Genomic DNA, 16,548 nt, shown 5'->3' with positions numbered 1-16,548 from the left:
ATAGTAGAGTAGTTGAAGGTAATGAGGGAGAAGTTAGTAAGTAGAGATAGAGATAGAGATAGAGATAGAGATAGAGATAGAGATAGAGATAGATCGGATATGTATGGAGCACAAAAGAGGTTACCCCAGGTGAAGCTTGGGATAACCTCTTTTGTGTTTATCAAAGTGAAACCATGACAACTGAGCTCGTGCGCTACGCCTCGACCCACTCGCGGCGTAGCGAGAACAGGTCGCGCAGCTCGTCGGTCGACAGCTCCGTGATCCAGTTCTCGCCAGAGCCTACGATCTGCTGGCTGAGGCCGAGCTTGCGCTCGATCATCTCGTCGATGCGCTCCTCCAGCGTGCCAAGCGTCACGAACTTGTGCACCTGCACATGTCGCGTCTGACCGATACGGAAGGCGCGGTCCGTCGCTTGATTCTCGACGGCGGGATTCCACCAGCGATCATAGTGGAACACATGATTCGCCGCCGTCAGGTTGAGCCCGATGCCGCCGGCCTTCAGCGAAAGAATGAACACATTTCGCTGCTCGTCGACCGGCTGGTCATCAGGGTCTTGGAAGTGCGCGATCATCTCATCGCGCCCGTTCTTGGACGTTCCGCCGTGCAGGAACAACACTTTTTCGCCGAGCTCCTGCTGAAGCACATGCTGCAGCAGGTTGCCCGTCTCGACAAATTGCGTGAAAATCAAGCATTTGTCGCCCTCTTGGCGCAGCTCCTGCACCATCTCCAGCAAGCGCTCCAGCTTGTTCGAGCGTCCGCTCCACGGGGCGCCCAGCCCTTCTTTGAGCAGCAAAGCCGGGTGATTACACACCTGCTTAAGCTTCGTCAACGCAGCGAGGATGAGCCCGCGCCGCTCCATGGCGGAAAGCTTATCCAGTCGATCGAACATATCCTGAATGTAGTTCTCGTACAATGAACCTTGCTCCGCTGTGAGCGAGATGAACGTTTTGGATTCGTTCTTTTCTGGCAGATCCAGCTGAATGGCCGGATCCTTCTTCTCGCGCCGGAGCAAGAACGGACGGATTAGCTTTTGAACCTTGCCGATCGTCGCTTCATCGCGCGTCTTCTCAATGGCATTCACATAGCGATGCGTGAACTCGCGCACCGTACCGAGATAACCTGGATTTGCGAAGTCAAAAATCGACCAGAGCTCCGTCAGACGATTCTCAATTGGCGTCCCCGTCAAGGCAATACGATGAAACCCATTCAAACGGCGAATGGCCGTAGCTTGCTTTGTATAAGCGTTCTTGATATTTTGAGCTTCGTCCAAACAGATCGAGTTCCAAGCAATAGCGCCAAGTTCACTCTCATCCAGATGGGAAAGCGTGTAGGACGTCAAAACCAAATCGTAGTTACCGACGATTTTTTCGCCGAAAGCAGGACCTTTTAACCGCTGTGGTCCATAGTGAAGATGGACGCGCAGTGAAGGCGCAAATCGTTTTAACTCCATCTGCCAGTTCCCCAACACGGAGGTCGGACAAACAAGCAAGGACGGTGTATCCGGACTTTCATTCTCTTTCACCGTTAGCAAGTACGTGATCCACTGGATCGTCTTCCCGAGACCCATGTCATCGGCTAAGCAGCCGCCAAGACCGAAACGACGCAAGAACAACAGCCACGAGATGCCGTCCACTTGATAGTGGCGCAGTGAGCCATGAAAGCTCGCCGGCGGCTCAATCGTCGGGATCGCCGAGGTCTGCGTCAGCTGATCGATCATGTGGCGCAGCTGCTCGTTCAGCTCAACCTCCATGTCGAGGTAGCGCATGGCATCTGGATCATCTTCGGCTGGCAGCAAGCCGCCAGCATCACCGGCAAAATGCAGCTCCAACACATCGCGGAAGGAAAGCCCCTGCTTCTTGTGCACCTGCTTCATAATTTGCTCGACCTGTGCCATGAATTTCGGGTCGAGCTGAATCCAGTTGCCGCGAATCTGGATCAGCTTACGCTTCTCCTCCAGAAGCTGACGGAACTCTTCTTCCGTCAGCTCCAAATCCCCAACAGCCAGCTTCCAGTCGAACTGCATCAGCTGGGTCAGCCCGAACATCGTCTCCCGTCCAGAACCGACGGAAGACTTGATCTTCGCGCGCAGCTTCGGCCGCATCTTGCGGATGCGATCCCACCACGCCGGCAGGAACACGCTCGTTCCTGCCTCAACCAACCGCACGCTTCCCTCTGCGAGGAAGCGCCAAGCCTCCTCCTCCGTCACCGTCTGACGGAGGGCGCCCTCGCCCGCATCCAGCCACGGCAGGATGCGCACCCACTTCGCCGCGTCGCGCTCGACGCGGGCAATCTCGGGCAGCCACGCCTCCGGCAGTGGCTGTTCACCTGCGACTGGCTCGCCGACGGTCGTCACGGTGCGCAGCACCTCCGGCGCGAGCCGGTCCTGCAGCAGCACGCGCAGCTGCCAGCCTGCGCCGTGCGCCAGGTCCGGCTCGACGAGCTGCAGGCACGTCCGCATTGGCGTCCGGTCCTGACGCCAACCGATGCTGACGAGCCAGTCTTCCTCGTCCAGCCACACCTCGCCGCTGACATCGCCGCGGCGCATTAATGGATACGCAGCTTCCAGCTTGCGTAAATTGTCCTTCATGATCCCGTCGGCATCGACCCATTCCGGGATCAAAGCATGAATCCAGCGTGAAACCGCTGGCGTCTCAAGGACTTGCAGCTCCTCTGGCAGCTGCAGCTTCCAACCGATTTCGCCGGACTTCCATTTCTCGTAGTCCGGCATGAAGCGCCCTGTCGCAAGCGACTCGCGAATAGCAGGAGCTAGCGCAATCACATCAGCGCTAGAAGCATGCCACTTCAATTGCAAGTGCTGGACGGGAAGTGGTTCGCTGAAATAGTCGAGCGCTTCAAGCGGCTGCAGCTCGATGCCTTCTCGATTCTGCCATTCACTCGGTTCCATGAAGGTGCCGAAGAAGGAGGCTCGATGCCAGGCGAAAAGCATATGTTTTAAATCAAGAGCATCCCAAATACCGCCGTTTTCACGGGAACCCCATAGAAATAATGACCCGTTAGGTAAGGAACTAACGTGAACGGTCAGCGCGCTGGTTTCGATCATCGAATCCATTTTCCTTTCTTGAGCTCTTCTTGGAAAGCACGCAAACGCGAGAACTTATCCGCTAAGCGGTAAATATAGTGCTCCCAGCGGTCATCCTGGCCGATGTGTTTATAAATGCTATGCAGCTTCTTAAGGAGGCGGACTGCTGTCTTGTAAGAAGCCCTATTTTTCTCCAGAACAGCCCGTTCGGCTGCTTGATGATAAAGCGGAAGGAGCAGGGCCGAGTCATGCTCTTCAATTGCTTTGAGCTCCATCCCATACAGATTCAACGGGGAAATTCGATTCGCAAGCTGCAAATCTACCCACTGACGGTACCGCTTCGTTTGCAGCAAGTACGCGGTGTAATAGTAGTATGAACGCGGCAGCAAGGACTCCATCACCTGAACCCACTCGCTATCGTTTGCCAGATGCTTCGTCGTATCCAGCCAATATTGGCAGAAGGTCCGGAAATCATCGTGATTCGCATTCGAAATGGAGGTGAATAGCCAACGGAGCCAGACTAACATGTGGTCCCACTGTCCATCGTTTGCAAATTTATTTAAATAGAGGAAGAAATCCTTCGCTTGCGGATGAGCTAGCTGCGCAAGGCGTTCGAATGCTTGCTCGGTATGGCCCTGCATAATATCAAAATGAGCCCTAGCCGCAAGCAATGTATCTTTTTTCTTCGGAAGCAGCTCTTTTTTGGCCAGAAGGCCATCGAGACGGGTGACTTCCTCTTTCTGTGCGCTAGGTTGATCCGTCAGCTTCCACCAGATGAAACGGTACACAAACAGCCAATCAACAGGACTATCCTTGCCCTGCAGCGCGGATTCCCCGACCATTTTCATCGTCGATAGCCAGACTTTCGGCTCTGCCAGGAAAGAGCGATTCACATCGATCCGTTCCACGAATACGACAAGCTTATCTTCACAGTTTTTGGCGGCGATTTTGCACCCATTTTCGTGATAGTAAGACAGATAGGAGCTCTTCGTTTCTTGATAAAATTGTTCAATCTTCCGCATCATGAACAGCACAATGTGGAACATATAGAGCTCACGCGTCGTATCGCGCCAGTTCGCTGCATAAGGCGGCAACGATTCCAAGGCAGACTCATAGAAGGTTTCTATGGAGTGCTGATGTGAAATAGAGAAACCGTGAAATTTCCCTTCAAAAAAACGATGCCAATCGCTAGGCATACTCTCTTCCAAAGGTACATTCGCCTGTGCGGCCGCTTTGCGTTCCTGCATAACAGAAGCGGCAACACCGCGAGCTGGTTTCTTCCGTGTATGGATTTGTTGCTTTAACTGTTGCAGGACAAGCTCAGGCCGACCATAAGTGGCGTACAAGCTAAAAAACGTAGCACCAATATGCTGACAGAAGCCCTCAAAGGAGCAAGTGCAGGTACTCGCAGCGAAATTTTCTAAATGAACCTCTGCAGTGTGGATCTGTTTGCCTGCGACGGTTGCTATGACACTAAGCCCTTTGAGATCAACCTCGGTCACGCGGCCTTTATGATAATACTCCCAGCCTTGCTCCAGACGGGTGGCGTCGAAGTGAAGCGGGATTTGCTTAATGAGGTAGTTCATTCGATTTTTGGGAATTTGAAGTTTCAACATGTGATCGTTCCTACCCTCCGAGCGGCGCATTCCTTCTTCCATAGTAACAGATTTTTTCCGAAATTGCCCATTTCCACAGTTTATGCCAAAGGTGATATTTTTAATCCGTACCAAAAGGGGTTAACCCTGCAATCTCACCTAGAATATGATAAAGTGAAGCTAGAGAAATGCTTCTTGAAGGGAGACTGCGCGAGTGGGTATTAAATTTGGTCGTGAATATAAGGACATTGTTACTGATTTTGTACGTGGGATCGAAATGGTGAATGGATTCTACGAGCTGCTGGAGATGAATGCAGAAGACTGGCAGGAGCTGGACGAGAGTGAACAAGAAGAATGCCTGCGTACGCTGGCTGACGATATATTTTACGGACTAGGCAGTTCACCGGTGATGCAGGTCGGAGCAGGCTCGGTAAGACATGATGCAGGTAACCACGTGCTCAAGGTACATGATGGTGAAAAGTTGGTTTCGGTGATCTATTTGGTCTAAAACAGGAAGAACTGCGATATAGAAAGGTGTAAAGAAGCTATGTTGGATGGAGCAAGAAAGGTTCTACAACAGGTTTATGGGTATCCCGAGTTTCGTGAGGGCCAGAAAAATATTATTACGAACCTTCTCGAGGGTAAGGATACTTTAGGTATTATGCCAACGGGCGGCGGAAAATCGATCTGTTACCAGGTTCCAGCACTGCTGATGGAGGGCGTGACATTAGTCATTTCCCCTCTCATCTCCTTGATGAAAGATCAGGTGGATGCGCTTGGCGCGCTCGGTGTTCCTGCCACGTTCATAAATAGTACGCTGGAAGCTAGAGAAGTGGAACAGCGCATGCAGGGAGCTATGCAGGGTAAATATAAGTTGCTCTACATTGCACCTGAGCGTCTGGAGTCAGAGCGTTTTCGCGCCCGGATGGCAGCGTTGAATCTGCCACTGGTTGCGATTGATGAGGCGCACTGTGTATCACAGTGGGGTCATGATTTCCGACCAAGCTACGTCTCGATCGCGCCGTTCATTCGTCAATTGCCGAATCGACCGATCGTGGCGGCGTTCACAGCAACAGCTACCGCTGAAGTAACAGCGGATATTGCTAGGCTGTTGGATTTGGATGGGGCGGGTATTTTCATCAACGGCTTCTCGCGCGATAATTTGGAGCTAACCATTCTTCGCGGAGAGAAAAAACGGGATTACATACAGAATTACGTGAAGGAACATACGCATCAGCCCGGCATTATTTATGCTGCGACGCGTAAGGATGTTGAGGATTTGTACGAGACGTTGCGCAAAAAAGGCTTCGCCGCAGGCAAGTATCATGCCGGAATGTCGGATGATGAGCGCTCCTATATGCAGGAAGCGTTTCTCTACGATGATATTCGCGTGATGATCGCGACGAACGCTTTCGGGATGGGGATTGATAAATCCAACGTCCGTTACGTGATCCACTACAATATGCCGAAAAATATGGAAGCTTATTACCAGGAAGCCGGCCGTGCGGGGCGTGATGGTGAGCCAAGCGAGTGTATTCTGCTGTTCAGTGCGCAGGATATTATGACGCAGAAATTCCTGATTGAGCAGAACCAGCTCTCGCCTGAGCGCAAAGCGAACGAGTACAAAAAGCTCCAAACCATGATCGACTACTGTTATTCGCCGCGCTGTTTGCGGAATGCTATTTTACATTATTTTGATGAGCAAAATATTCAAGACACCTGCGGGAACTGCAGCTCCTGCAAGGATGATCGCGACACGGTTGACATTACCGTCGAGGCGCAAAAGATTTTTTCCTGTATTCGCCGTATGAACGAGAGGTTCGGAATTTCGATGGTCGCTTCGGTGCTCAAAGGCTCCAAGGCGAAGAAGATCATGGATTATCGCTTTGATCGACTTCCGACGCACGGGATTATGAGCAATCTGCCGGAGAAAGAGATCGCCGAATTGATCAACGTGCTGATTTCGGAAGGCTTCTTGCAGTTGTCCGAGGGTCAATACCCAGTAGTTCGCCTGATGCAGCCTGCTGCTGACGTCCTTCAGGGTAAGTTGGCGGTGAATCAAAAGGTACGCAAACAATCCGTTCGCACTGTCGCCGCGATGGACAATACGTTATTCGAGCAGCTTCGGTTGCTGCGTCGTGAAATGGCTGCGCGCGAGAAGGTGCCGCCTTATATTATTTTCGCGGATAGCACGCTGCGTGAGATGAGTGAGAGCTGTCCGACCACGGAGGCCGCGATGCTGCGCATCAAAGGGGTCGGTGAGGTGAAATACCGCAACTACGGTAAGCCGTTCCTAGAGCTTCTCCGTACGTATGCGGGAGAGAGCGATATGGGCGCGGTTGCGTATGAGTACGAGTAAGGGAGCGGAGTAACGATGAGGGTGAAGCTAGCGATAGCTGAAGTTGATGTGCGGCTTGCCGAGCTTGGTACGTGGCGTCTAGAAGCTGAAGAGAGCAAGTGGATCGTACGCAAATACCGATTCAAGGCTTTCTTGCAGGGAATCGCCTTCGTTAACGAGGTCGCCCGTATCTCAGAAGCAGTAAATCACCACCCCATGATTGCCATCGATTATAAAATGGTGACACTGCGCCTGACCTCGTGGAGTGCTGGCGGTTTGACCGAGCTCGATTTCTCGACCGCTGCGAAGTTTGATCAGGCGTATGCGGAGTTAACGCACTAAGATGTTAGTCGGACCGGTGTAGACCATGCAGTGGAAGTCTGCGGGACCGGTCGGTGTCCATTTCTCGTAGGTATCCGTGATGGTAAAGCCAGCATGCTGGTAAGCACGAATCGCTCGCTCGTTCCAGATGAGCACCTCGAGATCGATTTCTTGCTCGGGGGCACGTCGCTGTGCTTCAGCTACGAGCAGTTGAACAAATCGCGTGCCGAGCCCTCTTCCGTTTTCATTTGTACCCGTGTTGTTGCGTTCGTTCTCGCCTCGACTTTCGCTGCTGCTAGTCCCGCCTTTACCACAAAGATCCGGCCGAAGCCCAAGGCCTAGTCGGGTCACACCCACGATGGGGAAGAACTGAACGAATCCTTGTAATCTATCCGATTCATCGACAACACCGCGATATTGATCATCTCTTATTTGGGGATCAGCGAATTCGGATTGCTCGCTTTGCATCGTGGTCCAGGCGGGCCAGTTGTAGAGATCGTAGGGAGCGGGATAGCGCCATGTGCAAAGCTCCTGACAAGCCGTTTCGGTTAATGGAACCACACGCCATGGTAAAGTTAAGGTAATAGGTTGAGGCATATTGTGGGCAACCTTTCTATAGGCAGTATTTGGCCATTGTTCTATTTTAAAATAACAATCTCCCTAATTCCACTCGTTCTATCTATAAACTATAAAAAGGAGGGCACACGAGATGACACAAGTGACCGTTCGTGAAGCTGTTATGTCCGACATCCCCCAGCTCAAAACCTTAATGCTCGCTTATATTGTGGATTTCTATCAGTACCGACAACCTGAGGATGAGAAGCTGAACGCTTTGATTCATGAACTGCTCGAACAGAAAATTGGGATTCAATTTGTGGCGGAGACGGATGAGGGGGCGTTAGTGGGGTTTGCGACCTTATATTTCACCTTCAGCACGCTGCGCGCCTCCAAGATTGCTGTCATGAACGATTTGTACGTTGTTGAAGCAGAACGTGGACAGGGTGCGGCAGCAAAGCTGTTCGCAGCTTGCAAAGGATACTCAGCTAGACACGGTTATGCAAATTTAACATGGACAACAGCTCCAGATAACTTACGCGCGCAAGCATTTTACGATAAAATGGGTGGAGATCGAAGCAATTGGCAATCGTACTCCGCTAATCCCACAAGTGGGATGGGAGATTAACTGTAGGTTGGGGAAGGTGGCAGAAACCGTGGAAAATATCGTAAGTCAGACTTGGCTGCTTGGGCAGCTGGGGGATGCGAATATCGTAATCGCTGATTGTCGTTTTGCGCTTGGCAAGCCTGAATCAGGCCGTGAACAGTATGAGCAGGATCATATTGAAGGAGCGGTGTATGTCGATTTGGAGAAGGACTTGTCCGGAGCTAAAATGGCGCACGGCGGACGACATCCGCTTCCGGATCTCGGTGCGTTCTCGATCCTCGTCGGCAGTCTCGGCATCGATGGCACGAAGACCGTCGTTGCATATGACGATCAAGGCGGAGCTATGGCATCACGTTTGTGGTGGATGCTGAAATTCCTCGGCCACTCCGAGGTATACGTTTTGGATCAAGGATATAGTGCGTGGAAATCCGCAGGGTACCCGGTTTCGGCTGAAGTGCCCGCGGTATTCCCGCGCACCTTCTCACCGAAGGTGCACCGCTCCATGCTGGCTAGCATGGATGAAGTGAAGGACAAGCTCGGTCGCCCAGGCACCGTGCTCGTGGATTCACGCGAGGAGCGCCGCTACCTCGGCTTGGAAGAGCCGATCGATGCGGTGGCTGGCCACATCCCGGGAGCGCGCAGCTTCTTCTGGAAAGGCGTTCTCGGCGAGAACGGCGCTTGGTTGTCAGCTGCGGAGCAGGAGCAGCACTTTGCCGCACTGCGTGACGCTGATGAAATCATCGTCTATTGCGGCTCGGGCGTGACGGCGTGCCCGAACGTGCTGGGGCTTAGCGAAGCGGGCTTCGACAATGTGAAGCTCTACAGCGGAAGTTGGAGCGACTGGATCAGTTGGAAAGATAACCCGATTGCGACGGGTGAAGAGGAAAAAGCTTAGGTCGGAGAATAGCGGTTTAAAAATCAATACAGGATTATGTAATTTGAATATTCGTAGCCCAAAAGTGTTCTCCCACCAGATGGTGAGAGAACACTTTTTTTTGTCATACATAGCCAACCAATCATTAAATTAACAAAACAAAAATAATTGCCTGTTATCCCCCTTACAATTAAGTAACACAATGTGTGGATTACGCTAAGTTAACGAAGGGAAACGAGGCGATGATACCAAAATGGATGAAGTCGACGCTGAAAACCATCCTCGTCGCAGTGATCGCGTATTTCGCTCTGCGAAGCTTACCTCTTCAAGAGGCTGACCTGGTTGCGTTCTTAAAACGTGCGGATTATCGATTCTATCTATCGATGGTTCTATTTGCTGTCTTTTTAATGTTACAAGCGAGCATTTGGGTACTCATCGTTAATGCGGTATACATGGGAACCGTGCAAGCGGGCAGCAGTCACAAGCTTAGTCTACTATCAGGTTTGAGGATCTTTATCGACTCGCAATTTGCGAAGTACATCCCAGGCGGCATCTGGAACTATGCAGGACGTATTGTGCTTGCCACGAGGGCAGGTGTCCCATTAGCAGCACAGTTCGCTGCTATTATGTATGAGAATATCCTGTTGGTATTCGCTGCACTTTCATACACCCTCTTACTCGCTGTGAATTTGGGTGCAGAGCCTGGCATCATTCTCTTATCTACGTTAACAGCTACGGTTGGGGTCCACTTCCGGGTGGGCTTGGGGTAAGGGAAGGATTCCTTGTTTACTTTTTATCGCTTAAGTTACCTACAGATGCGGCAGTGCAGATATCGATCATTGCTCGGTTATGGAACGTGATGGCTGAAATCACATTCTGGATGAGTATTCAAACGGTCAGCAGACTAGCGAGGAAGGTGAGAAGTTATGAATCGTAAAAAGGTCGTGCTAGTTACAGGTGTATTTCCACCAGGAATCGGTGGGATGCAAAGTTATTACTACAACCTTTCCAAACATACTAAACATGATATTACCGTGCTGGCCCCCGAATATCCGGGGAGTGAAGCATTCGATGGAGAACAATCTTTTCGGACAGTGCGAGGATCATTTATGCGGGGTGAACGTGCACACTTTTTAAGTTGGGGGCGACTGTTCAGCCACGTAAAAAAAATGATGACCGTTGAAGAACCAGATGTCACGGTATATGGATACGTGCTAATCGGTATCATCGGATTGCTGTTTAAAGTGTTTGGCGGGCGGCGCTATGTCATTTCGACACATGGCATGGATATGCTAATGTTCCGCCGCTTCTTCAGCTTGAATTATATAGTTAAACAGATATTGATACATGCAGATGGCGTGTTGACGAACAGTTTATTTACTAAAGGGTTTGTGGAAGATTATGGGGTTGATCCTTCTCGTATCAGCCTTGTGCATCCTGGCGTGGAGGCTGTTTTTGAACGGAAACCTAGGAATTTGGAGCTGCTTAGACGGCATAGGCTTGAAGGTAAATATATTATTTTATCCGTAGGGAGACTGGTGACGCGAAAAGGGCAGGATCGGGTCATCGAGTCGATGCCAGAAATCATCAAACATATTCCTAATGCGGTGTATGTCATTATTGGTGACGGTCCGGAACGAGCCCGCCTCGAGCAACTTGCCCGAACTACTGGCGTTACGAATGCTGTCTTGTTCATTGGAAGCGTAAGCGGCGGGGAGGAATTAAATGATTATTACAATTTGGCCGATCAGTTTATTATGGTATGCAGGGAACTGGAGAAGGGGGATGCGGAAGGGTTTGGCATTGTTTATCTGGAAGCAGCTTCAACAGGTGTCCCGGTTATTGCCGGAAGGTCAGGTGGTGCTTTAGAAGCGGTACTTGATGGAGTGACAGGAGTTCTCGTTGATCCTAATTCACATTCGGAAATTGTAGAAAGCGTTCTCCAGTTGGCAAGGGATGAGGCGTTCAGAGAAAAGCTTGTACAGGGTGGTTACAGACGTGCGAAGTCCAGTTTCCAATATGAAGTGCTCACAGAGACGTTCGATCAGTACGTGGAAATCCTTTGTACGGTCCATCCTTCACGTAAAAAGTTTATTAGAAGTCGATCCGATGTGAAATCATGATAGTTGATAAGACCGTAGGTCCTTGCTATATTTCAAATATATGAATGCTCCTAGTAGATTTGTGGAGGTGAAACTTGTGGAAATGACCTATTTACGAACATTTCGCGAAGTAGCGAAACATGGAAGCTACACCCGAGCCGCGGAAACGCTGGGATATGCGCAATCCAGCATAACGGCGCAGATCCAGAAGCTGGAGGAATCTTACGGCGCTGTTCTCTTAGAGCGATTCGGACGAACTATGAAATTGACGATGGCTGGAGAAGCGCTCCTCCAATACGCCAATGATATTTATCGCTTGTATGAAGAGTCCAAGGAAGTTGTTTCCAAGCAATCGAAGGGTACGATCACGATAGGAACGATCGAGACGTTGGCGGCCTTCTTTCTCCCTCCGTATCTTCAGGCTTATCGTCGCAACTACCCGGACGTCAATATTGTCATTCAACCAGGGAACGAGCCCTTCATTATCGAATCGGTGAAAGAAGGTGTTCTGGATATCGGGATTATTTTGGACCCGCCATTTACGGATCCGGAGCTGGACAGCACCATTTTGAGAGAAGAACCATTAGTTATCATTGCAAGTCCTGATCATAAATTAGCTGGACAAAGCGAAGTCCACGTGGAAGATCTAGAGAGCGAATCCTTGATCCTGACCGAGGACGGTTGTACATACCGAGCGATGCTGCTTAAGGTGTTGAAAGGAAATCAAGTGAGCTACAAGTTATCTTACGAATTCGGTAACCTGGAAGCGATCAAGCAGTGCGTGACTTACGGACTTGGTATCGCGTTGTTGCCCCGAATTGCCGTCGCGGAGGAAATCCGCAAAGGGCAGATCGTCGCGATACCTTTCGTTGATCCGGAGTGCAAGTTCTATACACAAGTAATCATCGCTAAGAAAAAGTGGAGATCGAAAGCCTATCTTGGTTTCTTAGAACTAATCGGTGGCGCTAACTATCGAAATCATTGAAGTTAAGTATCAATAACTATCGATAACTCCAATGTAGGGTGCTGTGTTACATTAACATCAAGAAATCAACAAACCTACTGGAGGCAACCCAAATGACCACTCAAAAAAACAAATCGCTCGTTCTCGAGACACCAGCCGCATCACCGGAACATACTCACCGTCATTACATGAACAAGCTTTCCGTGGAAACGGATGTTGCGGATGTACGTTATGACATGCAACATGGCTTCAACGACTTCCTACTCATCGATGTTCGCAGCGCAAAAGCTTATGAAGAATGTCATGTTCCTGGCGCGATTAATCTTCCTTCCAACCAGATCAGCGAAGAAACGACCGCTTCATTTTCGAAAGAGCAAACGATCGTCGTCTATTGCTGGGGGCCTGCTTGCAACGGCGGCACCAAAGGAGCAGCGCGTCTCTCGGGTCTCGGATTCAAGGTAAAAGAGATGCTAGGAGGGATTGAGTACTGGAGGAAGGAAGGGAATGAGGTAGAAGGAACGCTTGGCGAAGCTGCCCCATTGATCGGATAGGTATATTAAAGATTTGTACAAGAAGGGCTTTGATCGATGTGCCGGGAGGCAGTCGCTCAAGCCCTTTTTCAGTTTTATGCGTCGGTATCTTCTGAGTAGAAACCGGTAATCAATGGGTCCAGAAGCCATGTGACCGATTTGCGCTAAGATTGATACAACAAATTGAAATAGCCAATAACCTTCGACACAGGTATGATGTTGGCAAGAGGAATCTCAAGTTAGAAGGGGCGTGTACGGATGTCTGAAGGCAGCGAATGGATTCGAGCATATATAGATACTCCGGGAAAACAACAGCAGCTCTACCGCAAAACCTTGATGACGGTCATCATCGCACAATTATTTGGTGGAGCGGGGCTTGCCGCTGGTGTGACGGTTGGAGCGCTGCTTGCACAAGAGATGCTTGGAACGGATAGCTTAGCAGGGGTTCCTGCGGCATTATTGACACTGGGCGCAGCTTCGTCAGCACTCATCGTTGGACGACTATCTGGCCGATTTGGTCGTAGGGTCGGTCTAACCGCAGGTTTCCTTGCCGGAGGACTTGGGGCGATTGGCGTCGTATTTGCAGCGATTGCAGATAACCTTCCGTTATTGTTCGTATCGATGCTGATTTATGGGGCGGGCACATCGACGAATCTCCAAGCACGGTATGCGGGAACGGATTTAGCTCAACCGAATCAAAGAGCGCGAGCGATCAGCTTGGCTATGGTATTTACGACGTTTGGTGCAGTTGCGGGGCCGAACCTGGTGGGAGTCATGGGAAGATTCGCGACTTCGGTTGGTGTCCCTGCGTTGGCGGGGCCGTTCATGCTCGCGGCTGCCGCTTTTATAATGGCGGGTCTTGTATTGTGGGTGATGCTCCGTCCAGACCCATATATCATCTCTAAAGCTATTGCTAAAGCGCAAGAAGCGAATGCTGCACAGGGGACGGATCGAGCAGATGTTAAAGCGACATCGGCGCGAAGTCGAGGGGTTATCATCGGGACCACCGTGATGGTCTTAACGCAGATCGTGATGGTCGCGATTATGACGATGACACCGATTCATATGCAGCATCACGGACATGGACTGAGCGCCGTCGGCATGGTTATCGGCATTCACGTCGCGGCGATGTTCCTGCCTTCATTGGTAACAGGGATACTTGTGGATAAACTCGGGCGCATCTTTATGTCTTGTACATCGGGGGTTACACTGCTCATGGCTGGTTTACTTGCCGCGTGGGCGCCCGCGGATTCGATGGTCTGGCTCATTGTCGCACTGGCATTGCTGGGACTCGGCTGGAATTTCGGCCTGATCAGCGGTACTGCGCAGATCATCGATGCGACAACCCCAGCCACGCGTGCCAAGACGCAAGGAACTGTGGACGTCTTGGTGTCGTTGGCGGGCGCGTCGGGCGGTGCTTTGTCGGGGATGGTCGCCGCTCATTCCAGCTTTGCTTTTCTTTCTCTGGCAGGAGGATTCCTGTCACTGTTACTGATCCCGGTTATGATTTGGTCGCGTCGAGGGATCGATCGATAGGATGACAACAAAAGATGGTTGATCGCTAAGAAGTTGGCGGTGAACCGTCTTTTTGTTTTGTAATAAATAGGTAATTAGTTGTATGGATGTATTTTCCAATTAATAGTATATTCCAATAGATTCAATTAAATGGGATTATAATCCAAATAAATAGATAAAATTTCCACTTTTTTCAGAACTTTTTAGTGTCTTGCACCGTCTACTTTATCATACGAAAAATTTGGAAATGAAAGGAAAATTATCCATATGACGAGCTGGTCTCGTAAAAGAAGCACATTGGAGGCTTTATCTGTCGAAGAGGAGCCGTTTTCTAATAGCGGTTTCTCTCGCATCATCCAACCCAATTCACCTTTGTTGACGGTAAGGGATGTACATCGCTCCTTTCAAGTTGGAGGTCAGCAGTTAGATGTCCTGAAAGGGATTGAAATGGAGCTGAGTCCGCTGCAACTTGTCATGCTCAAAGGCCGATCAGGCTCGGGGAAAACAACACTGCTTAATTTAATCGGAGGGCTGGATCTACCAACGAAGGGGGAGATTTTGTTTCAAACATATGCCTTTCACCACAGCAGCGATGATGAGAGGACGTTGATTCGTCGCAAAGAGATTGGTTTTATATTTCAATCCTATGCTTTAATGCCATTGTTATCTGCTTGGGAAAATGTTGAGTTGGCGCTGCGCATGGCAGGGACGCCACGCGCTCAGTGGAAAGAGCGGGTAAATCATTGTCTAGACCTTGTTGGTCTTGGTAAACGGATGCATCATCGTCCCTACGAGCTTTCCGGCGGCGAACAGCAGCGTGTCGCGATCGCCAAAGCTATTGCACATAGGCCATCGCTCATATTGGCGGATGAACCGACTGCTGAGCTGGATTCTCAGATGGGGGCCCAAATTATGTCTGTTTTTCGCAGCATCATCGCTACAGAGCAAGTCACAATTTGTATGACAACACACGACCCTACAATTTTGGAGGTTGCCGATCATGTTTATGAAATGGTGGACGGAAGATTCGTCACGTAAGTGGGCGATGAAACCCCTAGCAGCACTGCTTTTAAGTTCTACTCTCCTTCTTGCTTCGGGGTGCTCACTTTTGCCTAAGGAGCAGGATGAAGAAGCGCTTCCGACGATTAATCCACCTAAGCTTTCCAAAAAGCCTGAATATACGGTGAAAACGGAAACCCTTGAGACGAAAGTGAGAGGGAGTGGGCGATTAATGGCCTTGCAAGAAGAGAAACTGTTCTTCTCCGAAGATATGACTGCCAAACGGATAAGTGCCATTCTTGTGAAAAATGGAGATTCGGTCGAACAGGGCCAGCCGATCGCCGAGCTCGACGTATCGGATATGGAGAGCGATTTGAAGCGGAAGAAGCTTCAAACACGTAAGGATGAGCTGACGATGATCGAAACACTCCGTAAGGCTGACGAAATGACGCCTGAGCAAATTGAGCAGGCGAAGATTGATTTCGAGCTGAAACGTGAGGAGCTGACGAAGCTAGAATCACAAGTGGGTAAAGCGAAACTGCTCGCACCGTTCAGTGGAACAATTGTTACCGTAGCTATCAAGAAAGGTGACACCGTGAAGTCTGGAGAATCCGTAGCGACTCTCGCCGATTTGAAAGAACTAACTGTCGCCGCAAGCATTAGTGCAGATGATGCGAAGAAAGTGGCTATCGGCATGGAAGTTCAGGTGGATATCAATTCAGCTGGTCAGCACAAAGGGAAAGTGAAGCAGCTTCCAAACCCGCAAGCTGGGAACAACAATAATAATGGTGGTGGGTTCCCTGGTCAAGGACAACAAGGGGAGCAGGATACGATCGATAATTATTTGGTTGTTCAGTTGAATGAGTTTCCGAAAGGGCTGAATCGTGGTACTCCGCTAAGTGTGACGATTATTACCCAGAGAAAAGAAAACGCTACGACGATCCCTCTGGCTGCACTTCGTTCATACTCAGGCCGAAATTATGTGCAAGTCATTGATACCCAAGGAAATAAGAAGGAAGTGGACGTGGAAATCGGTCAGCAGACGTCAACGGATGTGGAAATAATAAAGGGTCTCACAGCCGGACAGAAAGTAGTGGGTCGCTAATGT

At 50.2% G+C, this 16,548-nt stretch carries 15 protein-coding genes; 12 read left to right on the top strand and 3 right to left on the bottom strand.

Going from position 1 to position 16,548, the window contains the following annotated elements:
• Positions 1–193: 193 nt before the first annotated feature.
• On the bottom strand, positions 194–3,070 hold the full coding sequence (locus AC58QG_RS24480) for a DEAD/DEAH box helicase (protein WP_497364725.1): 2,877 nt from the start codon (positions 3,068–3,070) through the stop codon (positions 194–196).
• Entirely contained in the window at positions 3,058–4,656 is a 1,599-nt protein-coding gene (locus tag AC58QG_RS24475; RefSeq protein WP_497364724.1) for an SWIM zinc finger family protein, read from the bottom strand. The genes AC58QG_RS24480 and AC58QG_RS24475 overlap by 13 nt, the downstream gene beginning before the upstream one ends.
• Before the next feature lie 193 nt (positions 4,657–4,849).
• On the opposite strand from AC58QG_RS24475, the gene AC58QG_RS24470 reads away from it, so the two are divergent.
• From AC58QG_RS24470 to AC58QG_RS24460, 3 genes are read left to right on the top strand one after another with little or no spacing between them, the layout of a single operon-like run.
• Positions 4,850–5,143 (top strand): hypothetical protein, encoded by a 294-nt coding sequence (locus tag AC58QG_RS24470; RefSeq protein ID WP_497246133.1) that lies wholly within the window; start codon positions 4,850–4,852, stop codon positions 5,141–5,143.
• Positions 5,144–5,182: 39 nt separating this feature from the next.
• Positions 5,183–6,994, top strand: a complete 1,812-nt coding sequence (gene recQ / locus AC58QG_RS24465) for a DNA helicase RecQ (RefSeq protein WP_497364723.1) — start codon at positions 5,183–5,185, stop codon at positions 6,992–6,994.
• A 15-nt stretch (positions 6,995–7,009) separates the two neighbouring features.
• Complete coding sequence (locus AC58QG_RS24460; protein ID WP_497364722.1) at positions 7,010–7,315, top strand: 4a-hydroxytetrahydrobiopterin dehydratase; 306 nt, start codon at positions 7,010–7,012, stop codon at positions 7,313–7,315.
• Here the strand turns inward: AC58QG_RS24460 and AC58QG_RS24455 are convergent.
• A complete protein-coding gene (locus AC58QG_RS24455; RefSeq protein ID WP_497364721.1) occupies positions 7,304–7,891 on the bottom strand; it encodes a GNAT family N-acetyltransferase in 588 nt (195 codons plus the stop codon). The two genes, AC58QG_RS24460 and AC58QG_RS24455, sit on opposite strands and share 12 nt — an antisense overlap.
• A 112-nt stretch (positions 7,892–8,003) precedes the next feature.
• On the opposite strand from AC58QG_RS24455, the gene AC58QG_RS24450 reads away from it, so the two are divergent.
• The 9 genes from AC58QG_RS24450 (at position 8,004) to AC58QG_RS24410 (ending at position 16,545) form a co-directional block, all read left to right on the top strand.
• Positions 8,004–8,477, top strand: a complete 474-nt coding sequence (locus tag AC58QG_RS24450) for a GNAT family N-acetyltransferase (RefSeq protein WP_497364720.1) — start codon at positions 8,004–8,006, stop codon at positions 8,475–8,477.
• A gap of 28 nt (positions 8,478–8,505) precedes the next feature.
• Entirely contained in the window at positions 8,506–9,351 is an 846-nt protein-coding gene (locus tag AC58QG_RS24445) for a sulfurtransferase (protein ID WP_497364976.1), read from the top strand.
• Positions 9,352–9,572: 221 nt separating this feature from the next.
• Entirely contained in the window at positions 9,573–10,100 is a 528-nt protein-coding gene (locus AC58QG_RS24440; RefSeq protein ID WP_497364719.1) for a hypothetical protein, read from the top strand.
• Positions 10,101–10,256: 156 nt separating this feature from the next.
• Positions 10,257–11,453 (top strand): glycosyltransferase family 4 protein, encoded by a 1,197-nt coding sequence (locus tag AC58QG_RS24435; protein WP_497364718.1) that lies wholly within the window; start codon positions 10,257–10,259, stop codon positions 11,451–11,453.
• Positions 11,454–11,529: 76 nt separating this feature from the next.
• A complete protein-coding gene (locus tag AC58QG_RS24430) occupies positions 11,530–12,417 on the top strand; it encodes a LysR family transcriptional regulator (RefSeq protein WP_497364717.1) in 888 nt (295 codons plus the stop codon).
• Positions 12,418–12,509: 92 nt separating this feature from the next.
• Entirely contained in the window at positions 12,510–12,947 is a 438-nt protein-coding gene (locus tag AC58QG_RS24425) for a rhodanese-like domain-containing protein (protein WP_497364716.1), read from the top strand.
• Between the two features lie 237 nt (positions 12,948–13,184).
• On the top strand, positions 13,185–14,462 hold the full coding sequence (locus AC58QG_RS24420; protein ID WP_497364715.1) for an MFS transporter: 1,278 nt from the start codon (positions 13,185–13,187) through the stop codon (positions 14,460–14,462).
• Between the two features lie 246 nt (positions 14,463–14,708).
• On the top strand, positions 14,709–15,479 hold the full coding sequence (locus AC58QG_RS24415; RefSeq protein WP_497364714.1) for an ABC transporter ATP-binding protein: 771 nt from the start codon (positions 14,709–14,711) through the stop codon (positions 15,477–15,479).
• Positions 15,442–16,545 (top strand): efflux RND transporter periplasmic adaptor subunit, encoded by a 1,104-nt coding sequence (locus AC58QG_RS24410; protein WP_497364713.1) that lies wholly within the window; start codon positions 15,442–15,444, stop codon positions 16,543–16,545. The genes AC58QG_RS24415 and AC58QG_RS24410 overlap by 38 nt, the downstream gene beginning before the upstream one ends.
• Positions 16,546–16,548 lie beyond the last annotated feature (3 nt).

It is taken from the genome of Paenibacillus sp. J22P169, assembly GCF_059691995.1.
Note: the sequence above shows the minus strand (reverse complement) of the source record. Positions and strands in the feature narration are given on the sequence as shown.